Source organism: Pseudomonas sp. KBW05 (genome assembly GCF_003852405.1).
GTDB lineage: Bacteria > Pseudomonadota > Gammaproteobacteria > Pseudomonadales > Pseudomonadaceae > Aquipseudomonas.
In genome coordinates, this window is the sequence record NZ_QAJM01000008.1 from 50618 (window position 1) to 72404 (window position 21787).

Consider the following 21787-nt stretch of genomic DNA (forward strand, 5'->3'; position numbering starts at 1 on the left):
CCTCAGGGCCTTCGGCAATGCCGTAGCCGATATGGGTGAAGAACTGCTCGATACGTTCCAGAGTCCGGGTGATCGGATGCAGGCCGCCCGAGGCCTGGCCACGGCCAGGCAAGGTGACGTCAATGGATTCGGCGGCGAGTTTGGCCGCAAGATCGGCCTCCTCCATCGTCGCCTTGCGCGCATTGAGCACCTCTGTAACACGCTCCTTGGCGACGTTGATCAGCGCACCGACTTGCGGACGCTCTTCAGCCGGCAAATTCCCCAGGGTCTTCATCACCTGAGTCAATTCACCCTTTTTGCCAAGGTAGTGAACCCGGATTTGCTCCAGGGCATTGATATCTTCAGCGCTTTGCACAGCCTCAAGAGCTTGAGCGACGAGCGCGTCCAGGTTTTCCATGTACAGACTCCAGATACAAAATAGGGGAAGAGCTTGAAGGCTCTTCCCCTATTTAAGACGTTTACCACCTTGGGCTACAGGAGCAGCCCAGGGTGATTGTCGGGGGTACTTAAGCCAGAGTGGCTTTAGCTTTCTCGACAATCGCAGCAAACACCGCTTTTTCGTTCACTGCCAGTTCGGCCAGAACCTTACGGTCGATCTCGATGGAAGCTTTTTTCAGGCCAGCGATGAAACGGCTGTAGGACAGACCGTTAACACGTGCACCAGCGTTGATACGAGCGATCCACAGAGCGCGGAACTGACGTTTTTTCTGACGACGGTCGCGGTAGGCGTATTGGCCTGCCTTGATTACCGCTTGCTTGGCAACACGGAATACGCGTGAACGCGCGCCGTAGTAGCCTTTAGCAAGTTTCAGAATTTTTTTGTGACGTTTACGGGCAATGACGCCACGCTTTACACGAGCCATGAGTTACTTCCTCTAGTCTTGATCCAAAAATTAACGAAGGCGCAGCATGCGCTCGACTTTTGCCACGTCAGACGGATGCAGCAAGCTGCTACCGCGCAGTTGACGCTTACGCTTGGTCGACATTTTGGTCAGGATGTGGCTCTTGAAAGCGTGCTTGTGCTTGATACCGTTAGCAGTTTTCAGAAACCGCTTAGCAGCACCACTTTTAGTCTTCATCTTTGGCATGTTCGGATACTCCGCATTCAGTTGATAAACATAATCAGAAGGCCTGCCGTGCCCTGTTGATTACTTCTTCTTTTTCGGGGCGATGACCATGATCAGTTGGCGTCCTTCCATCTTAGGATGCTGTTCGACCGAACCGTACTCGAGCAGGTCAGCTTCAACCCGCTTGAGGAGTTCCATCCCCAGCTCCTGGTGGGCCATCTCACGGCCGCGGAATCGCAAGGATACCTTGGCCCTGTCCCCATCACTCAGGAAACGTACCAGGTTGCGCAGTTTTACCTGGTAATCCCCTTCCTCCGTCCCTGGACGAAACTTGATTTCTTTTACTTGAATCTGCTTTTGGTTCTTCTTCGCCGCAGCAATCTGCTTCTTCTTTTCGAAGATCGATTTGCCGTAGTCCATCACCCGGCAAACAGGCGGGATTGCGTCGGCGGAGATTTCCACCAGGTCCAATTTGGACTCTTCAGCGATACGAAGCGCTTCATCAATCGAGACGATGCCAATCTGCTCGCCGTCAGCGCCAATTAACCGAACCTCGCGTGCCGAGATATTCTCGTTGATCGGGGCTTTCGGTGCAGCTCGTTTATCTTGTCTCATTTCACGCTTAATAATAATTACTCCGAATCTGGGCGACCACGCCGGGAAACCGCTTGCGCGAGGAACTCAGCGAACTGGGCGACGGGCATCGAGCCCAGGTCAGCACCTTCACGAGTACGCACAGCGACAGTCTGCATCTCGACTTCCCGATCTCCGATAACCAAAAGATAGGGAACCTTGAGCAAAGTATGCTCGCGGATTTTAAAGCCGATCTTTTCATTTCTCAAGTCGGACTTGGCACGAAACCCGCTTTCGTTGAGAGTTTTTTCAACTTCAGCGGCAAAATCTGCCTGTTTATCAGTGATATTCATGATCACTGCCTGGGTCGGCGCCAGCCACGCAGGGAATGCACCCTCGTAGTGCTCGATCAGGATCCCGACGAACCGTTCGAACGAGCCGAGGATCGCCCGGTGCAGCATAACCGGGTGTTTACGGCTGTTGTCTTCGGAGACGTATTCGGCTCCCAGACGGATCGGCAGGTTAAAATCGAGCTGCAGGGTACCACACTGCCAGACGCGGCCAAGGCAATCTTTCAGCGAGAACTCGATCTTCGGACCGTAGAAAGCGCCCTCGCCCGGCTGCAGATCGTACGCAAGGCCCGCACTGTCCAGCGCTGCGGCCAATGCTGCTTCGGCGCGATCCCACAGCTCGTCGGAGCCGACGCGTTTTTCCGGACGAGTGGACAGTTTCATTTCGACGTCGGTGAAACCGAAATCGCGATAAACGTCCATGGTCAGCTTGATGAACGCAGCGGATTCAGCCTGCATCTGCTCTTCGGTGCAGAAGATGTGGGCGTCGTCCTGGGTGAAGCCGCGCACACGCATGATGCCGTGCAACGCACCCGATGGCTCGTTACGGTGGCAAGCACCAAACTCGGCCAGGCGCATCGGCAACTCGCGGTAGCTCTTCAGGCCCTGGTTGAACACCTGCACGTGGCAAGGGCAGTTCATTGGCTTGATGGCGTAGTCGCGGTTTTCCGACTGGGTGGTGAACATGTTGTCGGCGTAGTTGGCCCAGTGCCCGGATTTCTCCCAGAGACTGCGGTCAACGACCTGGGGAGTCTTGATCTCCAGGTAGCCGTTGTCGCGCTGCACCTTGCGCATGTACTGCTCAAGCACCTGGTACAGGGTCCAGCCGTTCGGGTGCCAGAACACCATGCCCGGCGCTTCTTCCTGGAGGTGGAAGAGGTTCAGGCGCTTGCCGATCTTGCGGTGGTCGCGTTTTTCGGCTTCTTCGATGCGCTGGATGTAGGCAGCCAGCTGCTTCTTGTCAGCCCAGGCAGTACCGTAGATCCGCTGCAGTTGCTCGTTCTTTGCGTCGCCGCGCCAGTAGGCACCGGACAGCTTGGTCAGCTTGAACGACTTCAGGAAGCGTGTGTTCGGCACGTGCGGGCCGCGGCACATGTCGACGTATTCTTCGTGGTAGTACAGGCCCATGGCCTGCTCGTCCGGCATGTCTTCCACCAGGCGCAGCTTGTAGTCTTCGCCACGGGCGGTGAATACGTCGATCACTTCGGCGCGCGGCGTGACCTTTTTGATCACGTCATAATCTTTTTCGATCAGGGCGTGCATGCGCTGTTCGATAGCGGCCAGGTCGTCCGGAGTGAAAGGACGCTCGTAGGCGATGTCGTAATAGAAGCCTTCATCGATGACCGGGCCGATCACCATTTTCGCCGTAGGGTACAGCTGCTTGACCGCGTGGCCAATCAGGTGAGCGCAAGAGTGGCGAATGATCTCCAGCCCTTCTTGATCCTTGGGGGTGATGATTTGCAGGCTGGCATCGGAGGTGATCAGATCACTGGCATCAACCAGTTTGCCGTCGACCTTGCCGGCCACGGTGGCCTTGGCCAGGCCAGCACCAATGGATGCGGCGACCTCGGCTACGGAAACCGGATGATCGAATGAACGTTGACTGCCGTCGGGAAGAGTAATAGTTGGCATGGCGCCTCCTCTCCTAGTGGTGACCCCTACCAAAGGTCACGTGGGTTGGGATGAGCCAGTACAAGATCCAACACCAGGCCGTTCAGGGATGAACGCCTGCCTTACAGCGGCAGGAGCCTTTCGGCCAACCGATAATCGAACCAGAGTGACTGGAGTGAGCTAAAAAGAACATGGCAAGGCGGCAAATGGCGCGCCTGGAAATAGCCAGGGCACCGATGCTAGCACAGATGAACGGTCATCGCGCCGACGCCATGCCAGGTAATGACAAATTCCAGGCTTTGTAGCTGCAAAACGGAACTTGAGCTGTACGCAACGCCTCAAACCCACTGAGAATCGCCGTTCGTCCCCGACCCAAAGGAGCATCCCATGATGCGTTTCACCTCGACCCTCGCTCTCGCTGCCTCCCTGACCCTCCTGTCCCTCGGCGCACAGGCAGCGGCCCCGTCGAACTGGCCGGCCGGCGCCCGCGACAGTTTCGTCAACGACTGCAGCGCCGCAGCCAGCCAGAACGTGGATGCCAAAACCGCCAAAGACCACTGCGAATGCGGCGCTGACAAGATCAATGCCGAATTGACCACTGCAGAAATCACCGAACTGATGAAAAACCCGAACGCCAAGCCCGAGCTTAAAAACAAAGCGGTCGCGGCTATTTCGTCGTGCAAAGTTGTGAAGAAAAAGTAAGAAAGACCAATGATCAGACCGACGTTTCGCTGAAAAAACAGCGCAAAAACTGCCATTTCACACAAATTACGCAGCTTTTACGGCTTTTTTTACCAGCTGATATTTCGCACCAAAGCCCCGTAGATCGGGGCTTTCAGCGAAACCAGGCATTAAACGCAACGCTATTGATTAGCAAACAATGCCTTGGGGGGGCTCCCAAGCCGAACATTTCGACTATGATAGCCCGGTGTGCCCAGTTGGCCTGAGCAGCACAGCACTACTGAAAATATATGTTTCTTGGAGATACACCATGTCTAATCGCCAAACCGGCACCGTTAAATGGTTCAACGATGAAAAAGGCTTCGGCTTCATCACTCCTCAAGGTGGCGGTGACGACCTGTTCGTACACTTCAAAGCTATCGAAAGCGACGGTTTCAAAAGCCTGAAAGAAGGCCAAACCGTTTCCTTCGTGGCTGAGAAAGGCCAAAAGGGTATGCAAGCTGCACAGGTTCGCGGCGAGTAATTCTCCGCTGAGCTAAAAAAAACCCCGTCCATGTGACGGGGTTTTTTATGGGCGCTGCAAAAGCTGGAAACGATCAGCCGCAGTTGACGCGCGTAATCACCAGGTTGTCATCGGTGTTCAGGTTCAGGCGGTCGGAGCGGTATTCCAGGGTGATCATGTCGTTGGGCTTGAGAATCCGCGCGTTCTGCGCACCGGCGCGGGTACGGGCCTGCTCCAGCAACTGAGGTGAGGCTTTCTGGCCGATCGTGAACTCAGCGGCTTTCGATTCACAGCGGCTATGACCAGCATCGGCCACGGCGGCGTCTTTGGCTGGCTCAGAGGCACCCGGGGTGCTGCAACCCGCCAACGCGAGTGCTGCCAACAAAGTGCCGAATGATGCGAGCTTCCAAGGCATGAAGCCTCCTATGATTAAAAATGGACAGAGATCGTGCGACAGCTGTGAGGCGGATTGGTTTCAAGACGTAAACCGCCGGACGGCAAGTCTGCCTGACTCTCGATCGGCATACGCCCGATCAATCGTCACCAGATATGAACGTACTCAGTAGACGTCAATGTAGTCAAACGGCGGCTTCGGCCAGTTCTGCTTCAGTGCATTGAAAATCTGCATGACCCAGACTTCGTCGCTGGCAGCCACATTACCGACATAGCCCGCCCCCTTGGCCCAGGTCTCAAGGCGAAACAACAAGCCGTCGATGTCCACGCCCCCCACTGCTTTACCGCAAGAGATATAGGCAATACCGGCCTTGGTGACCCGCAATTGGGTGTGTTCATCGTCGCTGGCGCTGGCGATCAGTTGGCGCACGGCGGCCAAGGTCAAGTTCGCGGGGTTGTTCAAATCGATCTGCACGCGGTGTTCCCCGGCAATTAAACAGGCGGACAGTGTCGCACAGCACTTCACTCATCCCGAAGCGCCTTATGCCTAAGTATCAGTGCCAAAGACGATACAAAATGGTTAACTGCCGGCGTAAGAGCTGCGCTCCAGCGCACTGCCCAGTATTTCAGCCCCGTGAGACCTTCATGACCACCGTAACGCTGCAAGCCGACATCAAAGCCAAGTGGCCCCAAGGGCAGAGTTCCTATAGCCCCGGAAGCACAGAGGAGTTGGCGATCATCGGCATCGACCTATTGGTCAAGGAATTGGGCACCCAGGCGGCGCAAGCGTTCATCGCCCAGGTATTTGCAAAATACCCGGCCGACCACATGGGCGCACACGACCCCGAGCGCGAATAAGAGCCGGCCGGCGAACGCCGACCGGCAAGGGTATTACTTGAGACGCGCGAGGCGCTCGGTCAGCAGATCGAAGAAGCCCTGAGCGTCGCCGTTTTCAACCCAGAACACGTTCTTTTCCTGCTTGAGACCGTCATACCAATCGACGATGGTCTGGCCGAAAGTCGGACCTTCGCGGCTATCCACCACCATATTGGCCTGGCGACCGCTGAACAGTGACGGTTTGAGCAGGTAGGCAATGACGGTGGCGTCATGCACCGGGCCGCCCGGGATGCCATAGTGCTCCATGTCACCCTTGACGTATTCGTTGAGAATATTGCTCACGACCTTGCTGGCATTGCTGTTCAGGTCGGCAATCTTCTTCAGCCGTGCGTCACTGGTCAGCACCTTGTGAGTCACGTCCAGTGGCAGGTACGTCAACTTCACACCGCTCTTGAGCACGATCTCTGCCGCCGCCGGGTCGGCAAACAGGTTGAACTCCGCCACCGGCGTGATATTGCCGCCGTTGAAGTGCGCACCGCCCATGACTACCACTTCCTTGATGCCCTGGGTAATTTCCGGGGCCTGGGTCAATGCCAGCGCCAGGTTGGTCTGCGGGCCCAGCATGGCAATGGTGATGCTGTGGGGTTTGGCGGTGCTCAAGGTCTTGATCAGATAGTCAACGGCATTGCCGTCGGCCAGGCCTTTTTTCGGCTCGTGCACGGTAACGCCGGAGATGCCTTCCTTGCCATGGATGTTCTCGGCGTAGATCGGTGTGCGCAGCAGCGGCTTGGGCGCACCGGCGTACACCGGAATATCCTCGCGCCCTGCCCATTCGCGGGCCAGGCGTGCGTTGCGCGAAGTCTTGTCCAGCCGCACGTTGCCGGCAACGGTGGTCAGCGCACGAATATTCAACTCGTCCGGGGAGGCCATGGCGAACAGCAACGCCACCACATCGTCGGCACCGGGATCGGTATCAATGATCAGGTCGATTTTTTCCGCCGCGTGGGCGCTTGCTGCAGTGAGTGCGGACAAGAGCAGAACACTCCGAAACAGATTTCTCAGGGTTGGAAGACCACGGTGCATAAAACACTCCTTGTTGTTGGGACACTCTAGAAGGTTACGCCGGACACCAGCGCGATATTGCAATAAGGCTGGCACTCACCCGTACGCACCACGGCACGCGCCTTGCGGCTGAGTTGCTTGAACTCTTCGTGGCTGAGCAGACGCCGCTCACCGAGCGCCGCCTGCTCGGCGAGCGTGTTCAGGTCAGTCAGCGCCGGCGGTTGCTTGTGCAGGATTTCTTGCGCCAACACATGGCTTTCCACCTGCATTTCACTGAGCACAATGCGCAAGGTGCTGATGAAATCAGGAATGCCCTGGGTCAGCGCCAGGTCGATCAACTCGACACCCGGCGGTACGGGCAAACCGGCATCGCCGATGACCAGGATGTCGCCGTGCCCCAGGGAGGCGATCACGCGCGACAGGGCGATATTGAGCAATGGGGTCTTTTTCATGAGGGCACAAAACCTTGTACGTCGTGCAGCGTAGGAATAGAGGGTTGCGCACCGGCGCGGGTCACCGACAGCGCGGCCGCGACCTGGCCGAAACGGATGGCCTCGGCCTCGCTTTTGCCGTTGGCCAGCGCCGCGGCAAAACCACCGACAAAGGTGTCGCCCGCTGCGGTGGTATCCACCGCCTTGACCCTGGGCGCCAGAAGATGCTCAAAAGCCTGGCCGTCGGCAAACAGCGCGCCCTGGGAACCCAGGGTGATGATGACTTTGCCGGCCCCCGCCTTGATCAGTTGCGTCGCGGCCAGCTTGGCGCTCTCCAGGGAATCGACGGTCACACCGCTCAGCGCCGTGGCTTCGCTTTCATTGGGGATCAGGTAATCAATCGAGGCATACCACTGCGCAGGCAATGGGCCGCTGGCCGGCGCTGGATTGAGGATCACGGTCTTACCCAACTCGCGACCACGCTTTAACGCATAGCCCACGGTCGCCATCGGCACTTCGAGCTGGCAGATGATCACATCGGCCGCCTGCAACACCGCGTCAGCCGCCTGCAACGAGGCGGGCGTCAATTCACCGTTGCTGCCGGCGACGATCACAATCGCATTCTGGCTGCTGTCATCCACCACGATCAGCGCCACGCCGCTGGAGCCGTCCACGCGGCTGACGGCCTGACAGTCGATGCCCTCCACCAGCAGCGCATCACGCAGCTGGACACCATAGGCATCGCTGCCGACGCAGCCAACCATCGCCACCTCGGCGCCCAGCCGCGCCGACGCCACTGCCTGGTTGGCACCCTTGCCACCAGGCACCGTGGAGAACGTCTGGCCAATCAGGGTCTCTCCGGCACGCGGCAACCGGCTGGCGCGGGTGACCAGGTCCATATTCAAGCTGCCTACTACCACTACGTTTGCGCACATACATCAATACTCATCAATTCGGTTCAGCGGTATTGGGCAAACACACCGGCGACGGGTGCCGTGGACTCGCGCAACACAATGCTCGGCTTCACGATGCGTTGATCGATCGGCAGTTGGGGTGTCGCAATTCGTCGCAATAAAAGCTCTGCCGCCGTCTCGCCCAGTTGCACGATCGACTGCCCGACCGTGGTCAGCGCCGGGTACACGTAGCGGCCCATTTGAATGTCATCGAAACCAATCACCGACAGCTCGCCAGGCACGCGAATATTGCGCTCGGCGGCCGCACGCAACACGCCGAAACCAATCATGTCGTTGCTGGCAAAAATGGCGCTGGGCGGATTTTGCGCCAGTAATTGCACAGCGGCAGCATAACCGCCGGTACTGGTGAAATCGCTTTCCTGGGTGCGAGTGGCCGCCACCTCCACTCCCGCCTCACGCAGCGCGCGGTGATAGCCCGCCAGGCGCATCTGCGCGACGCGGGTGTGAGCCGGGCCGCCAATGCAGGCGATGTCGCGGTGGCCCAACTCAAGCAAGTGCTGGGTCGCCAGGTAACCGCCCTCCTCGTGATCGATACGCACCAGATCGACATCAATGCCGTCCAGCGCCCGGTCGACAATGACCATCGGCGTGCGCACGGCGCTCAAGCCAGCGGCAAGGCCACTGTCATCGCCCCCTACGGAAGTCACGATCAAGCCATCGATGCGCTTTTCCAGCAGTACCCGCAAATAGTTACGCTGTTTTTCCGCATTATCGTCGGAGTTGCACAGGATCACGCAGTAGCCGTTACGCTCGCAATAATCTTCGATACCCCTGGCCAGTTCGGCAAAGTACGGGTTGAGGCTGTTGGGCACCAGCAAGCCAATGGTGGCCGTGGTCTTGGCCTTGAGCGAGCGCGCGACAGCACTGGGCACGTAGTCGAGCTGCTTGATCGCCGCTTCGACTTTGATGCGCACTGGCTCACTCACCGGGCGCGTCTTGTTCACCACATGGGACACCGTGGTGTAGGAAATACCTGCAAGCGCTGCCACATCCTTGATCGTCGCCATGGCTCAGCCCCGCCGACTGGCGCGCTGGCTGCGGTAGGTATCGAGAACCACCGCAATCACAATCACCGCACCGGTGATGATGCGTTTGGTCGGCTCCGTAGCACCGATCTGCGCCAATCCAGCGGCCAATACCGAAATAATCAACACACCAAAAAAGGTGCTGATCACCGAACCACGCCCACCCATCAGGCTAGTCCCGCCGATAACCACCGCCGCGATCACTTGCAGCTCCAGGCCGGAGCCGGCGTTCGGGTCTGCCGCTTCCAATCGCGAAATCTGGAACAGCGCCGCCACACCCGCCAGCAGCCCCATCAGGCTGAACACCAGGATCTTGTAGGGTTTTGGATTGATACCTGCCAGACGCACCGCTTCTTCGTTGGTACCAATACCGATCAGGTAGCGACCAAACACCGTGCGGGTCAACACCAATTGCGCCGCGATGATGACCAGCAACGCAATGATGAACGAAGGCGAAATACCAAAGGCCACTGGGTTGGACAGCCAGGCAAAAGAATCACCGATGTAGGCCGTGCGCGAGCCGGTCATCTGGTACGCCACGCCACGGGCCATTTCGAGCACGCCGAGGGACACGATGAACGACGGGATGCGCCAAGCCACGGTGATCGAACCGGTAATGGTACCCGCGAGCGCAGCGCATGCCATACCGAGTATGGCGGCAGGCACAACGCTCCAGCCCCACCCCAGGATTGCCACGCTGACCGCCGACGCAGCCAATGCCAGCACCGAGCCCACCGACAAGTCGATGCCGCCGATGATCAGGATAAAGGTCATGCCGACCGCGAGCACCATCAGGTCCGGGATCTGGTTGGCCAGTGTGCTGAAGGTGTCGTAGGACAGAAAGTGATCGCTGAGTACCGAAAACAGCGCGATCATCGCCAACAAGGCGCCCGCCAGGCCCAGATAGGTGCCAAGCCCGTAGAAGTTGCCGCCCGCTTTACCGGGGGAGGTGGTGGTTTTCATGGGGTATCCCTAAGCACTGCGTCATTGAGCAGCGCATCACGTTTCTGATAGCCAGCAAAGGCGGCGGCAAGCAATTCGTCCTGGGTCCAACTGTCACGCTCGAAGGTCTCTATCAGGCGCCCGGCGGACAACACACCGATGCGATCGCAGATCAGCATGAGCTCACGCAGGTCGCTGGACACGACAACCAGCGCTTTGCCCTGGCGGGTCAATTCGCCCAGCAAGGCATAGATGTCGAACTTTGCTCCCACGTCGATGCCGCGGGTTGGCTCATCGAACAGCATTACCGAGCAGTCGCGCTCCAGCCAGCGGCCAATCACCACTTTCTGCTGGTTGCCGCCGGACAATTCGGACACCAACTGCGCCGGGCTGGAACTGCGGATGCGCATGGCATCGATCTGACGCTTGGCCAACGCGGTTTCATCACGGCCGTTGACTACGCCACCGCCGGAAATTTCCGGCATGTTGCCCAGGGCGATATTGGCGCTGATGGATTGTGTCAGCAGCAGGCCCTCACCCTTGCGGTCCTCAGTGATCAGGGCAATGCCGTGGCCAACCGCGTCAACCGGCGAGCGGATACTCACCACCTGGGCCGGCGAGCCGAGCGCCACGGTGCCACTGTCGGCGAGGTCAGCGCCGAAGATCAGGCGCAACAGCTCTGTACGGCCTGCGCCGATCAGGCCGGAAATGCCGTAGATCTCACCGGCACGCACTTCAAAGGACACATCTCGAACCTTATCCGAGCGTGTCAGGCCTTTAACCGTTAGCGCAGGCGCGCCAAGGGTACGCGGGCCCAGGTCGATCTGTTCACCCAGCTCGCGGCCGACCATCAAGGTGACCAGTTGCTCGCTGTTGTAGTTGGCCATCGGCTCGACGCACACCAGCTTGCCGTCACGCAGTACCGCAATGCGCTGGGCAACCCGGGCCAGTTCTTCCAGCCGGTGCGAAATATAAATGATCGCCACGCCACGGGCCTGCAGGCGGGTGATTTGTTCAAAAAGCATCTCGACCTCACGGGCGGTCAACATCGCCGTCGGTTCGTCGAGGATCAGTACATGGCAGTCACCGATCAGGTTGCGCGCGATCTCGACCATCTGCTGATGGCCAATGCCCAGGCTGCCAACCAACGTGTCCGGATCGATGGCGTCCAGGCCGACTTGAGCCATGGCTTCGATAGCAGCCTTGCGCAGTTGCTTGCGGCTGATCCAACCACAATGGCTGGGCAGGTTATCCAGGAACAGGTTTTCGGCCACGGTCAGCGTCGGCAGCAGGTTGAGCTCCTGCATGACCATGCGCACACCCAGCTCTTCAGCTTGGGTGCGACTGCCCGGGCGATAGTCTTGCCCATTGAATTGCATGTGCCCGGTGGTCGGCGTGACCAGCCCGCCGATGATCTTCGACAAGGTACTTTTACCTGCGCCGTTCTCACCGGTCAGCGCCAGCACTTCACCGCGATTGAGCGTCAGGGTGATGTCGGACAGAACCGGCTGGGCATAGGTCTTGCCGATACCGCTGACCGAGAGGACAGCGTTCGGGGCGGAAGATGACATAGGAAAATCTCCAGGCGTCCGCTCACGATGAGCGGACGCTGTTGGGTGCTGCCAGGATTACTTCTTGAGGACGAGTTCGACCGGGGTTTCGATCACGCCATCTTTGGCATCGACTTTCTCACCCTTGACCAGCTTGAGCGCGTTCTGGATACCGAACACAGCCTGCTGGGCTGCAGCCTGGTCGGCGGTCGCCAGGACGCGACCGTCTTGCAGCATCGGCTTGATGGCTTCGATGTTGTCATAGCCGACGACCAGCACTTTGCCGGCCTTGCCCGCCGCGCGGACAGCGGAGACTGCGCCCAGGGCCATATTGTCGTTACCGGCCAGCAGGGCCTTGAGATCCGGGTATTCACTCAGCATGGCGGAAGCCACTTTACGGCCCTCGTCAATTTCCCAGTTACCCGATTGGGTGGAAACGATCTTCAAGCCCGCCGCGTCCATCGCATCCTTGAAGCCGGCCGTGCGCTGCTGGGCGTTGGTGGTGGTCGGTACGCCTTCGATGATGCCGACCTTGTCACCCGCTGCCAGTTGCTTGGCCAGGTAGTCGCCCACCAGCTTGGAGCCCTTGCGGTTGTCCGGGCCGACGAAAGGAATATCGAGGTTTTTGCTTTTGAGTACATCCGGGTCGAGGCGGTTATCGATGTTGACGATTTTGATCCCGGCCTTGGAAGCGTCTTCCAGCACTTTAACCAGTGCCTTGGAGTCCGCCGGCGCGATAACGATGGCATTGACCTTGGAGAGGATCATCTGCTTGACGATATCAATCTGTGCGCTGGTATCGGTTTCGTTCTTGATGCCGTTAGTGATCATGTCGAAATCGGCGGCGTGGGACTTCTGGTAGTCCTTTGCACCGTCTTGCATGGTGACGAAAAATTCGTTGGCGAGGGACTTCATCACCAGACCAATCTTTGGCTTGGCGGCGTCATCGGCAAATGCCGAGGAGAGAGGTAGAGCAGCGGATGCGGCAGCAAGCACAGCGACAGCAAGAAGACGTCCAGCGAATGGCAGCTTCATGGGTTCACTCCGATCTTATGATTATTGTAAGCAACGCCTGCAACGATACATCTCGCAAACGTTTGCGTTATTGAAACTATGAGAACCTTGTCGAGATTTGTCAACGGTCTCCAACACGCTTTCATGCGACCCCTCTAGCCTCCGCCTTCACGTGACGGCAAGGCACTCCTAAACATCGCCGGCGCCTGGTCGTTCTCTAAAACGACAGGCTGCGAGGCTGGTGTCGCACACCCCCGAGGAAGATTCGATCATTTTTTCGGACAACCGAACGCGCTACTACCCAATTGTTCGGAAAGCCGGACAGCGTATCGCTGAAGACATTCAAAAAAACGAATTTATTCCATATAAATCAATATCTTATTTTATGAATGAAAACTTGGTGAGGCTGGTACAGATCCTGCTCTTTCCCTGCACCTCGCGGCGTTCAGAACCGCCCGGGCGCTCTAGATGAACCTGCACCAGCACTCATCAAAAACCAGAGAGAAAAATAATGAAATCTGCATTGAAGAACATTGTTCCGGGCGCGCTGGCCCTCCTGCTGCTGTTCCCCGTTGCCGCCCAGGCAAAGGACGTTGAAACCAAGACCAAACTCTCCAACGTGGTGATCCTCGCCACCGGCGGCACCATCGCCGGCGCTGGCGCCAGCTCGGCCAACAGTGCCACCTACCAGGCAGCCAAGGTCGGTATCGAACAATTGATCGCCGGTATTCCTGAGCTTAGCCAGATCGCCAACGTGCGCGGCGAACAAGTGATGCAAATTGCATCCGAGAGCATCAACAACGACAACCTGCTGCAACTGGGTCGTCGCGTCGCCGAACTGGCCGACAGCAAGGACGTGGACGGCATCGTGATCACCCACGGCACCGACACCCTGGAAGAGACCGCCTACTTCCTGAACCTGGTAGAAAAAACCGACAAGCCAATCATCGTGGTCGGTTCCATGCGCCCAGGCACCGCCATGTCGGCAGACGGCATGCTCAACCTGTACAACGCCGTGGCCGTGGCCGGTAGCAAAGATGCACGCGGCAAAGGCGTGCTGGTGACCATGAACGACGAAATCCAATCGGGTCGCGACGTAAGCAAGATGGTCAACATCAAGACCGAAGCGTTCAAGAGCCCATGGGGCCCGCTGGGCATGGTGGTTGAGGGCAAATCCTATTGGTTCCGCCTGCCAGCCAAGCGCCACACCATGGATTCTGAATTCGACATCAAGAACATCAAGAGCCTGCCCGACGTTGAAATCGCCTACGGCTACGGTAACGTGAGCGACACAGCCTATAAGGCCCTGGCCCAGGCTGGCGCCAAAGCCATCATCCATGCCGGCACCGGCAATGGCTCGGTGTCTTCCAAGGTTGTCCCTGCCCTGCAGGAACTGCGTAAACAAGGCGTGCAGATCATTCGCTCGTCCCACGTGAATGCTGGCGGTTTCGTTCTGCGCAACGCCGAACAACCTGACGACAAGTACGACTGGGTGGTCGCCCATGACCTGAACCCGCAAAAAGCCCGCATCCTCGCGATGGTCGCCCTGACCAAGACCCAGGACAGCAAAGAGCTGCAACGGATGTTCTGGGAATATTGATTCCTGGTGACACCCCGGCAGGGGCGGCCTACCCGCCCCTGCCTCCCTTCGCAAATGCCCACCATTAGAACCGCCCCTTCCTACACCAAACCGCCCAAGTCGGTATCAGAAGAACTTCCTGAATTTTAAGCAGTTGCGAAATTGCTCGCAGTTAAATACTGTATGCACGTACAGCTTATCTAAGGAGCCCTCCGTGGCAAAGTCCTCTTCCGCAGCACAAACCCCACCTGGTGCTTACGAACGCCTGGCCATTCGTGTGCAAAAGATCATCAATTCGACCAATGCCCAGAAAGCCAAGGCAGCCTTGATCTTCCGCTTGCCGGATGAACCTGAGGATGAGTGGCAGCGCCTGCTGGAGGAAATCGCAGAGAACGACAACGTCACCCTTGCCTACCGGGATGATGGCGGCGTGCAGATTTTCTGGGTTGTGCCGAAGGAAGATTGATTCAATGAGTGCCCGCTTTATTGCTATGTGCTGCCTGTTTTTTTCCATCACCGCCCACGCACAAGCGCCTCGCACGTTCAGCGAAGCCAAGAAAGTCGCCTGGAAGCTTTACGCACCGCAATCCACCGAGTTTTATTGCGGCTGCAAATACACGGGCAACCGCGTGGACCTGAAAGCCTGCGGCTACATCCCACGCAAAAACGCCAGCCGCGCTGCGCGTATCGAGTGGGAGCATATTGTCCCGGCCTGGCAGATCGGGCATCAGCGCCAATGCTGGCAAAACGGCGGGCGCAAAAACTGCACGCGTCATGACGATGTATTCAAGCGCGCCGAAGCCGACCTGCACAACCTGGTGCCAAGCATCGGCGAGGTCAACGGGGACCGTAACAACTTCAGTTTTGGCTGGCTGCCCGTGCAACGCGGGCAGTACGGATCATGCTTGACCCAGGTGGACTTCAAGGCCAAGAAAGTCATGCCGCGCCCCTCGGTTCGCGGGATGATTGCGCGCACTTACTTCTACATGAGCAAGCAATACGGCTTGCGCCTGTCGAAACAGGACCGTCAGTTGTACGAAGCCTGGAACAAGACCTACCCGGTGCAGACCTGGGAGCGCCAGCGTAACCAGACCGTGGCCTGCGTGATGGGGCGCGGCAATGAATTTGTCGGCCCGGTAAACCTCAAGGCCTGCGGTTGAACGTGGGCGGGACTCCCGCCCAACCAGCCCTTATTGCGCAGCCTTGTGCTCGACAACCTCGGACTCGGTGTCGGTTTTCTTGGCGCGGGCCATCTTCTCGTTAAGCAAGGCCTGCTTGGCTTCAGCCTCGGCCTTGCTTGCGAAAGGCCCCATAAACACTTCGTCCTTGCCGTCGACCTTCACGATATAAAAATTGAAACCATGTTCCAGCAACCACGCTGTCAGGTCGGTAATGGCCTGCAACTTGTGGTCCGGCGGGCCTACGCGCACATCCCATTCCTGGGCGGCAATCGTACCGGTTTGTGGCTGGCTTTCGGTCACGGCAGGCTTGGCCTTGGGGGCATCGACACGCTTGCCTTCACCGCAACCGGCCAATGCCAACACCGCAATTGCCATCGCTACTTTACGCACTGCCCTGCTCCTTTAAAGGATAAAGAGGCAACTTTATCATTCACTGTCTATTCTGGCCGTCATAAACGTTGGCTTAAACAATGCGAATCATGTATCGCAGACCTGTATGATGCCGCCATGGGAATTAATGTCGCCTCTATGCGTCCTAAAAGAGGCAGTCACAGGGAAGCGCTTAGCAGTAAGCTACACACATCCGACACCTGCCCTGTCTGAAACATGTGTCCTTAAAAGTAATCAAGGAGAAGTCCATGCTTATACTCACCCGCAAAGTCGGTGAAAGCATAAACATCGGTGATGACATCACGATCACCATCCTGGGCGTTAGCGGCCAGCAAGTACGAATCGGCATCAACGCACCAAAGGACGTTGCCGTGCATCGCGAGGAGATTTACCAACGCATCCAGGCTGGCCTGACCGCTCCAGACAAAAACCAGACGCCTTGACGCGCACTCAGTAGCCAGCCTTTTCGTTCACTGTAACGGCTGGCGAAAACCCCAAGTCCTGCTCAGGTTTTTCCGTGAGTTCGCATGCCTCGCCTGTTCATCCCTGCAAAGATGAAACTATGTCGGCGCCTGGAACTTGTCGACAAACTCACAGCCGAATCTCCTGACCCTTTCCCGCCATCAGAGTGCAGTCAGGAGCACGTCGATGAGGCGCATAGCAACACAACCCTTTGCCATTCGTGCCTGGATAATCGCTCTGTTGATTGGGCTTGCCTTCGCAGGGCTGGAATATGGCCTGAGCCTGGGAGCCCAACAAGCCGCCAGCCCTGAAACCCGTTCGTGGCTGGACCTTGGCCTATTCCTGTGCGCCTATCTGTTTGCGTTCTGCCTCAAGCCCATCCAGGCGGCCATCCGGCGTAGGTTGTGCCGCAACGCGACTCAACAGCTGCAACGCAAAGCCGCAAGTTGATGACCTTCGTATCATTCGTCCCTGCTCTGCACGCACAACAAGCCGTCAGTGCTACGCCGGACCTGTAATTTTTCATATCCGTTTATCGAAGGATGCTTCGTCACCATGGGATTGAGGTGCGTCGAGGTCACGACCATCACATCCGCACCAGCAGCCTCGCCCGCACGAATGCCCACTGTCGCATCCTCAAACACCAGGCACTCCTGAACCGGCACGCCCAACCGCTGCGCCCCCAAAACGTAGCAGGCGGGGTCAGGCTTGCCGATGGCGACATCTTCGGCTGTCACCAACACAGCAGGCGGCGTAATTCCCGCGGCCTGAAGACGACGCAGGGCCAGCGTCCGAGGGGCAGACGTGACCAGCGCCCATTGATCGCCCGGCAATTCGTTCAGGAATGCAATGGCGCCTGGTATCGCGACAACACCTTCGACATCATTGATTTCGGCTTCGGTAATCCACTGTGCCTCGGCCTCTGGATCGACGCCGGGCAATGCCTGGCGCGTGATCGTATCAATCGCACGTGCGCCGTGAATGGTGGCCAGGAACGCCGCTACGTCCAGGCCATGGCGTTGCGCCCAAATGCTCCACACCCGCTCGGCGGCGGCGATGGAGTTGAGTAGGGTCCCGTCCATATCGAACAGAAAGGCGCGGTAATGTTGAGCTGCTGGGATGGACACTGCGTGGCTTCCTCATGGGCGGTAACAAATAATCGGCCCGAAGCAATCTACGGATGCCATCGATGCTTGTAAACGCTGGCTGCTCCCCGAGCGGGGGGACTGAAAACCACGGGCCAGAGCCACGGTGTTATTTTGCAAAAATTTGCCCACCCTCACTGGCTCGCACTCCTACTATTCTTGGTTCCGAAGCACTCACTCACATTGTTTGAAACGGATGTCACACAGTGGAAAAAAGACAACATCAGGTCGATGGCGCGAACACTCTGAATACTCTGGCTCAAGGCAGAACCGCTGGAGGCAACGACGGAGGCTCCGGCCTGGAAAAACGCGTGGGCTTACTGGAAAAGGGGTTAACAGAAATGAAAGAGAAGCTATTAACCGTCTCGAACAAGGCTGATTCCATTGAAAAACACTTCGCCACCCGGGCAGACCTGGCGACGACGGAAATGAACATCATCAAATGCTTCATAGCTACCACGCTCGCAATAGCCGGCCTTGCATGCGCTATCGCCTTCGGGTTGATCCGAGTGCATTCCAGCTAGGGCCAATCGGACAGGTCAACTGACCTGTCCGCCGGCCTCCACAACATCCATGGGCGTAAGCCACGCCGTCCGTACCGCAACCTGCAAGCCGTCAACCAAGATCCCCAAAGCCATCGAAGGCTGACCCGATCCAACGACCTGCTCCGGCAAGGCGGGCACATGAATAAACCCACTGCGCACAGCTGTCCCGGCCAGCAGGTGCTGCAACCGATAAAACACTTGATTGCATACAAACGTACCTGCGGTCTGCGAAACCGAAGCCGCGACCCCTGCCTGGCGCACGGCCTTGACCATCGCCTTGATAGGCAGTGTGGTGAAGTACGCTGCGGGACCACCCACAACCACCGCAGTGTCGATCGGTTGCGCGCCCAAGTTATCGGGAATCCGCGCATCGTTAACGTTAATCGCCACCCGCTCGATGGAAATATCGCTGCGACCCGGGCCGAGGCCAGTGGCAATGACCATCACCGGGGACAGTTCAGCGATCAGTTGGGTCAGGTACTCGCCCGCCGTGGCAAACGCGCAAGGCAACCGGCGCGCAACAATCTGCACATCGTCGTCCAGTTGCATGCCGTCCAGTTGGCGCACCGCCTCCCAGGACGGATTCACCAGGTCTTGATCGAAAGGTTCAAACCCCGTCAGCAGTATCGTTGGCATCTTGATCTCACATCAGCAGGTAAAGCAGGACGATATTGACCACCAACATCATCAGCGCCGTAGGTAACTGTGCCTTGATCACCGCGTTCTTGTCCGGCAGTTCCAGCAGCGCTGCCGGCACGATATTGAAGTTCGCCGCCATAGGCGTCATCAATGTGCCGCAGTAGCCGGAGAACATGCCAATGGCCGCCATCACCGCCGGGTTGCCACCGTAGATCCCCACCAGTACCGGCACGCCGACACCGCCGGTCATCACCGGGAAGGCCGCGAAACCGTTCCCCATGATCACCGTGAACAATGCCATGCCCAGCACATAGACCATGACCGCCACCAACTTGTAATCCAGGTTGATATAGGTGGTGGTGACATGGGCGACGGCCGTACCGACCCCCGCCTCATTGAACAACAACCCGAGCATCGCCAACATTTGCGGCAGCACCATGGCCCAGCCCAAGGCTTCTGTCAGGCGCCGGGATTCGCGCAGGGCTTGCACCGGCGTATCGCGCGTCAGCCAACAGGCCAGGCCGAGGGCGATCAGACAACCGATGCCGAGGGACACAAAGGTGGTGTTTTTCGGGTCCAGCAGCGGCACTCCACCGATTTCGGTGTGTTTGAGCAATACCGAGCCAATCACCGTGGTCAGGGGAATGGCCAGCGCAGGGATAAACAGCTTGTGCCCCAAGCGACCAGCGCTGGCACGAGAGGCCTTGTCATGCAATTCGGCATGCTGGCCACGACCAACACCGCCCATCCCGGCGATCAATGCCATCACGACGACCCCGGCACCGATAACCACCGACGGCAAGCGCTCACCAACCAGAAAGGGGATAGCAAACAGCAGCCAGAACAGCGCGCTGGACCAGCGCTTGGGATGGCTGCGATCCAACACGATCATGCCTGCCGTGATCAGCAGCAGCACACCGGCCAACCAGTACAGATATTGAATGGAGATAATCATTGCACGGCCTCCACAGGCGTAGCGGCCGGCGTCAGCTCGCGGGTGAGCCTGCGGTCAAACCGATGCAAACGGATCGCGTGGATGATAAAGGCGCAGATCGCCGTGGGAATGCCCCACACCGCAATGTGCAGCGGCTCCACATCAATGCCCGAGCCGAGCAGGAAGGTGTGCATCAGTGCAATCGCGCCAAAGGCGACAAAGATGTCCTCACCAAAAAACAAACCCACGTTGTCAGTCGCCGCACACATCGCCAGAACCTTGTGTCGTACTTTGTCTGGCAGCTTGCCGTAGCGCTTTTCCGCCGCACCTTCGGCCATCGGCGCCAGTAACGGGCGCACCATCTGCGGATGCCCGCCCAGGCTGGTCAAGCCCATGGCCGCCGTGGATTCACGCACAAACAGGTAAATGATCAACAGGCGCCCAACCGTCGCTCGTTCGAACCGTGCGATCCAGTTCTGCGCATGCAGGCGCAAACCATGGCGCTCCAGCAAGCCGATGACGGCCAGGGGTAACAGAAGGATCAATTGCAGAGCGCGGGTCTGAAGGAAACCATCACCCATGGTGGCGAGGATTTTTTCCAAGGGAAAATGGGCAGCAAGCCCGGTAGCGATGGCGGCAGCGGTGACCACCAACAGCGGATTGAAGCGCAAGACAAAGCCAACCACGATGACAAGTACGCCGATCAACGGCCATAGGTTCACAACAGTTTGCATGACGGTGAAGTCCTTAAATGCGCGCTGCGGCGCCATTACAGCAGGATGTGAACAAAGGGTTCACAGCAAGAAGTGGCGTGCAGTCGGCTCGGTTTTTTATTGTTGACCCGGAAGGTCGAGCGTCAGTGGCGGCAACTTTGCTGCCTGGGGCGGGAGGTGTCCAACAAGAAAAATTGTTGCTGCAAACCAATAAATTTTGTCAGTGATTGGAGGCTGCGCTGAAGCCGGCTGGCGATCATCAGCGCCCAGGGTTTTACGCGAAACGCTTCTGAAAAAAGAAGCGCTGATGACCCGGCGGGTATTCGGCAACGTGACCAAACTCGCTGAAACCCAGCTTTCGATAAAATCCGGGGGCCTGAAAGCTGAACGTATCCAGCCAGATCCCAACGCACCCTCGTTGACGCGCCAAGTCCTCAGCGGTACGCATCAATCGCGTGCCCGTACCTTGGGTACGCATCTGATCCGGGACGCTCAACAACTCAACAAACAGCCAGCCGTAGGAAATTTTCCCGTAAAGCCCACCAACAACCTCTTGGCTGTCTGGGTCACGCAGTAAAATCCCGACGGTTTCGAAAGGCATTTCCCCGGTAATAGTGAGGTTGTAAGCGCGTAGCGGCTTAAGGATTGCCTCGCGCTCCCGTTCGGACACGTTGAACGACACTTCCATTGCCAACTCCATTGCGACCTCCTGTATAAGACGAAAACGTCGATCAGTATGGCTGCCAACGGGAGCGGGAGAAAGCGTGCCAAATCGCGTCTGGTCGGCGTAACAATGAAGAATCTCACACAGCACCTATACTCATTCATGCGATAGCGCATTTCTGCGCATCGCTTCGCTGACGAAGAGGTAGTCCACTATGTACGCCGGACAAATGGGTATGGCGACAACAAATGGTGAGATTCGCTGCCAGATGGTTGTACAGATCATCTGCCTGCTATCGGTGGCTCAGCTTTTTTGCTGATTGATCAGTACGCCCAGGCTATATATTCCCCGAGGGAGTCGTTGCGACTCTGCCTCTGTTTGCCCAGGGTATTCCCAATGCCTCGTGCCAGCCTGCCGGCGAAGCACCTGCGTGCCGTTTGTAAATTCCAGGCAACAAAAAAAGGCCCACCTTTCGGTGAGCCTTTCTAGACCGCCCAGCAGAGCGGATTTTGTTTGGTAGGCG

At 57.8% G+C, this 21787-nt stretch carries 29 protein-coding genes and 1 pseudogene; 9 read left to right on the top strand and 21 right to left on the bottom strand.

The features are described 5' to 3' along the window. The 5 genes and pseudogenes from DBR46_RS07905 to thrS all read right to left on the bottom strand — a co-directional run. A pseudogene (locus DBR46_RS07905) lies at positions 1 to 397 on the bottom strand (phenylalanine--tRNA ligase subunit alpha); the annotation flags it as partial. A 109-nt stretch (positions 398 to 506) separates the two neighbouring features. Beyond that, entirely contained in the window at positions 507 to 863 is a 357-nt protein-coding gene (rplT, locus tag DBR46_RS07910) for a 50S ribosomal protein L20 (RefSeq protein WP_003174975.1), read from the bottom strand. A gap of 30 nt (positions 864 to 893) precedes the next feature. Then, the gene (gene rpmI, locus DBR46_RS07915) at positions 894 to 1088 is read right to left on the bottom strand and encodes a 50S ribosomal protein L35 (RefSeq protein ID WP_002553160.1); all 195 of its coding nucleotides are present in this window, start codon (positions 1086 to 1088) and stop codon (positions 894 to 896) included. Between the two features lie 60 nt (positions 1089 to 1148). After that, on the bottom strand, positions 1149 to 1700 hold the full coding sequence (infC, locus tag DBR46_RS07920; protein WP_169875357.1) for a translation initiation factor IF-3: 552 nt from the start codon (positions 1698 to 1700) through the stop codon (positions 1149 to 1151). Then, positions 1700 to 3622, bottom strand: a complete 1923-nt coding sequence (gene thrS / locus DBR46_RS07925) for a threonine--tRNA ligase (protein WP_122773355.1) — start codon at positions 3620 to 3622, stop codon at positions 1700 to 1702. Before thrS ends, infC begins: the two co-directional genes overlap by 1 nt. A 366-nt stretch (positions 3623 to 3988) precedes the next feature. Here thrS and DBR46_RS07930 point away from each other — a divergent pair, with 366 nt between their 5' ends. Together DBR46_RS07930 and DBR46_RS07935 are read left to right on the top strand one after the other, a co-directional pair. Further along, the gene (locus DBR46_RS07930; protein ID WP_017737825.1) at positions 3989 to 4303 is read left to right on the top strand and encodes a hypothetical protein; all 315 of its coding nucleotides are present in this window, start codon (positions 3989 to 3991) and stop codon (positions 4301 to 4303) included. A gap of 289 nt (positions 4304 to 4592) precedes the next feature. Beyond that, positions 4593 to 4805, top strand: a complete 213-nt coding sequence (locus DBR46_RS07935) for a cold-shock protein (RefSeq protein WP_003234260.1) — start codon at positions 4593 to 4595, stop codon at positions 4803 to 4805. 73 nt (positions 4806 to 4878) lie between these two features. On the opposite strand, the gene DBR46_RS07940 is transcribed toward DBR46_RS07935, so the two are convergent. Both DBR46_RS07940 and DBR46_RS07945 read right to left on the bottom strand, forming a co-directional pair. Beyond that, entirely contained in the window at positions 4879 to 5199 is a 321-nt protein-coding gene (locus tag DBR46_RS07940) for an I78 family peptidase inhibitor (protein WP_025857833.1), read from the bottom strand. A 144-nt stretch (positions 5200 to 5343) separates the two neighbouring features. Next, complete coding sequence (locus tag DBR46_RS07945; protein WP_124525709.1) at positions 5344 to 5652, bottom strand: hypothetical protein; 309 nt, start codon at positions 5650 to 5652, stop codon at positions 5344 to 5346. A 170-nt stretch (positions 5653 to 5822) separates the two neighbouring features. On the opposite strand from DBR46_RS07945, the gene DBR46_RS07950 reads away from it, so the two are divergent. Beyond that, the gene (locus tag DBR46_RS07950; RefSeq protein ID WP_124525710.1) at positions 5823 to 6035 is read left to right on the top strand and encodes a hypothetical protein; all 213 of its coding nucleotides are present in this window, start codon (positions 5823 to 5825) and stop codon (positions 6033 to 6035) included. A 33-nt stretch (positions 6036 to 6068) separates the two neighbouring features. Here DBR46_RS07950 and DBR46_RS07955 read toward each other — a convergent pair whose 3' ends face one another. From DBR46_RS07955 to DBR46_RS07985, 7 genes are read right to left on the bottom strand one after another with little or no spacing between them, the layout of a single operon-like run. Next, the gene (locus DBR46_RS07955; protein WP_124525711.1) at positions 6069 to 7097 is read right to left on the bottom strand and encodes a nucleoside hydrolase; all 1029 of its coding nucleotides are present in this window, start codon (positions 7095 to 7097) and stop codon (positions 6069 to 6071) included. A gap of 26 nt (positions 7098 to 7123) precedes the next feature. Further along, positions 7124 to 7528 carry a D-ribose pyranase gene (rbsD, locus tag DBR46_RS07960; RefSeq protein WP_124525712.1) on the bottom strand — a complete coding sequence of 135 codons (405 nt, stop codon included), beginning with the start codon at positions 7526 to 7528 and terminating at the stop codon, positions 7124 to 7126. Further along, the gene (rbsK, locus tag DBR46_RS07965; RefSeq protein WP_124525713.1) at positions 7525 to 8442 is read right to left on the bottom strand and encodes a ribokinase; all 918 of its coding nucleotides are present in this window, start codon (positions 8440 to 8442) and stop codon (positions 7525 to 7527) included. Before rbsK ends, rbsD begins: the two co-directional genes overlap by 4 nt. A 23-nt stretch (positions 8443 to 8465) precedes the next feature. After that, positions 8466 to 9488, bottom strand: coding sequence for a LacI family DNA-binding transcriptional regulator (locus DBR46_RS07970; RefSeq protein ID WP_124525714.1), 1023 nt, complete (start codon positions 9486 to 9488; stop codon positions 8466 to 8468). Positions 9489 to 9491: 3 nt separating this feature from the next. Beyond that, positions 9492 to 10469, bottom strand: coding sequence for an ABC transporter permease (locus DBR46_RS07975; RefSeq protein ID WP_124525715.1), 978 nt, complete (start codon positions 10467 to 10469; stop codon positions 9492 to 9494). After that, entirely contained in the window at positions 10466 to 12019 is a 1554-nt protein-coding gene (locus DBR46_RS07980) for a sugar ABC transporter ATP-binding protein (RefSeq protein WP_124525716.1), read from the bottom strand. The genes DBR46_RS07975 and DBR46_RS07980 overlap by 4 nt, the downstream gene beginning before the upstream one ends. 57 nt (positions 12020 to 12076) lie before the next feature. Further along, the gene (locus tag DBR46_RS07985; RefSeq protein WP_124525717.1) at positions 12077 to 13033 is read right to left on the bottom strand and encodes a sugar ABC transporter substrate-binding protein; all 957 of its coding nucleotides are present in this window, start codon (positions 13031 to 13033) and stop codon (positions 12077 to 12079) included. Between the two features lie 490 nt (positions 13034 to 13523). Between DBR46_RS07985 and DBR46_RS07990 the strand changes: the two genes are divergently transcribed. The 3 genes from DBR46_RS07990 to DBR46_RS08000 all read left to right on the top strand — a co-directional run bounded on the left by DBR46_RS07990 (position 13524) and on the right by DBR46_RS08000 (position 15751). Then, complete coding sequence (locus DBR46_RS07990; RefSeq protein WP_124525718.1) at positions 13524 to 14612, top strand: asparaginase; 1089 nt, start codon at positions 13524 to 13526, stop codon at positions 14610 to 14612. A gap of 193 nt (positions 14613 to 14805) precedes the next feature. Further along, the gene (locus DBR46_RS07995) at positions 14806 to 15057 is read left to right on the top strand and encodes a DUF1654 domain-containing protein (protein ID WP_017737837.1); all 252 of its coding nucleotides are present in this window, start codon (positions 14806 to 14808) and stop codon (positions 15055 to 15057) included. 4 nt (positions 15058 to 15061) lie between these two features. Beyond that, a complete protein-coding gene (locus DBR46_RS08000; RefSeq protein WP_124525719.1) occupies positions 15062 to 15751 on the top strand; it encodes an endonuclease in 690 nt (229 codons plus the stop codon). 30 nt (positions 15752 to 15781) lie between these two features. Here DBR46_RS08000 and DBR46_RS08005 read toward each other — a convergent pair whose 3' ends face one another. Beyond that, the gene (locus DBR46_RS08005) at positions 15782 to 16147 is read right to left on the bottom strand and encodes an SPOR domain-containing protein (protein ID WP_124525817.1); all 366 of its coding nucleotides are present in this window, start codon (positions 16145 to 16147) and stop codon (positions 15782 to 15784) included. Between the two features lie 263 nt (positions 16148 to 16410). On the opposite strand from DBR46_RS08005, the gene csrA reads away from it, so the two are divergent. Both csrA and DBR46_RS08015 read left to right on the top strand, forming a co-directional pair. Then, positions 16411 to 16605 (top strand): carbon storage regulator CsrA, encoded by a 195-nt coding sequence (csrA, locus tag DBR46_RS08010; protein ID WP_003192511.1) that lies wholly within the window; start codon positions 16411 to 16413, stop codon positions 16603 to 16605. 205 nt (positions 16606 to 16810) lie between these two features. Continuing rightward, a complete protein-coding gene (locus DBR46_RS08015) occupies positions 16811 to 17074 on the top strand; it encodes a hypothetical protein (protein ID WP_124525720.1) in 264 nt (87 codons plus the stop codon). A gap of 11 nt (positions 17075 to 17085) precedes the next feature. On the opposite strand, the gene DBR46_RS08020 is transcribed toward DBR46_RS08015, so the two are convergent. Beyond that, the gene (locus tag DBR46_RS08020) at positions 17086 to 17751 is read right to left on the bottom strand and encodes an HAD family hydrolase (protein WP_368666066.1); all 666 of its coding nucleotides are present in this window, start codon (positions 17749 to 17751) and stop codon (positions 17086 to 17088) included. Between the two features lie 224 nt (positions 17752 to 17975). Between DBR46_RS08020 and DBR46_RS08025 the strand changes: the two genes are divergently transcribed. Then, the gene (locus DBR46_RS08025; RefSeq protein WP_256659253.1) at positions 17976 to 18293 is read left to right on the top strand and encodes a hypothetical protein; all 318 of its coding nucleotides are present in this window, start codon (positions 17976 to 17978) and stop codon (positions 18291 to 18293) included. Positions 18294 to 18308: 15 nt separating this feature from the next. On the opposite strand, the gene pcp is transcribed toward DBR46_RS08025, so the two are convergent. From pcp to DBR46_RS30405, 5 genes are all read right to left on the bottom strand, one after another. Further along, positions 18309 to 18950 carry a pyroglutamyl-peptidase I gene (gene pcp / locus DBR46_RS08030; protein ID WP_124525721.1) on the bottom strand — a complete coding sequence of 214 codons (642 nt, stop codon included), beginning with the start codon at positions 18948 to 18950 and terminating at the stop codon, positions 18309 to 18311. Between the two features lie 7 nt (positions 18951 to 18957). Continuing rightward, positions 18958 to 19908, bottom strand: coding sequence for a DUF979 domain-containing protein (locus DBR46_RS08035; protein WP_017737844.1), 951 nt, complete (start codon positions 19906 to 19908; stop codon positions 18958 to 18960). Beyond that, positions 19905 to 20621: a DUF969 domain-containing protein gene (locus DBR46_RS08040; RefSeq protein WP_124525722.1), complete on the bottom strand. Its 717-nt coding sequence runs from the start codon at positions 20619 to 20621 to the stop codon at positions 19905 to 19907. The genes DBR46_RS08035 and DBR46_RS08040 overlap by 4 nt, the downstream gene beginning before the upstream one ends. Positions 20622 to 20874: 253 nt before the next feature. Next, positions 20875 to 21300, bottom strand: a complete 426-nt coding sequence (locus DBR46_RS08050) for a GNAT family N-acetyltransferase (protein ID WP_124525724.1) — start codon at positions 21298 to 21300, stop codon at positions 20875 to 20877. A 267-nt stretch (positions 21301 to 21567) separates the two neighbouring features. Continuing rightward, on the bottom strand, positions 21568 to 21787 hold a 220-nt coding region (locus DBR46_RS30405), incomplete at its 5' end, for a hypothetical protein (RefSeq protein ID WP_218569324.1).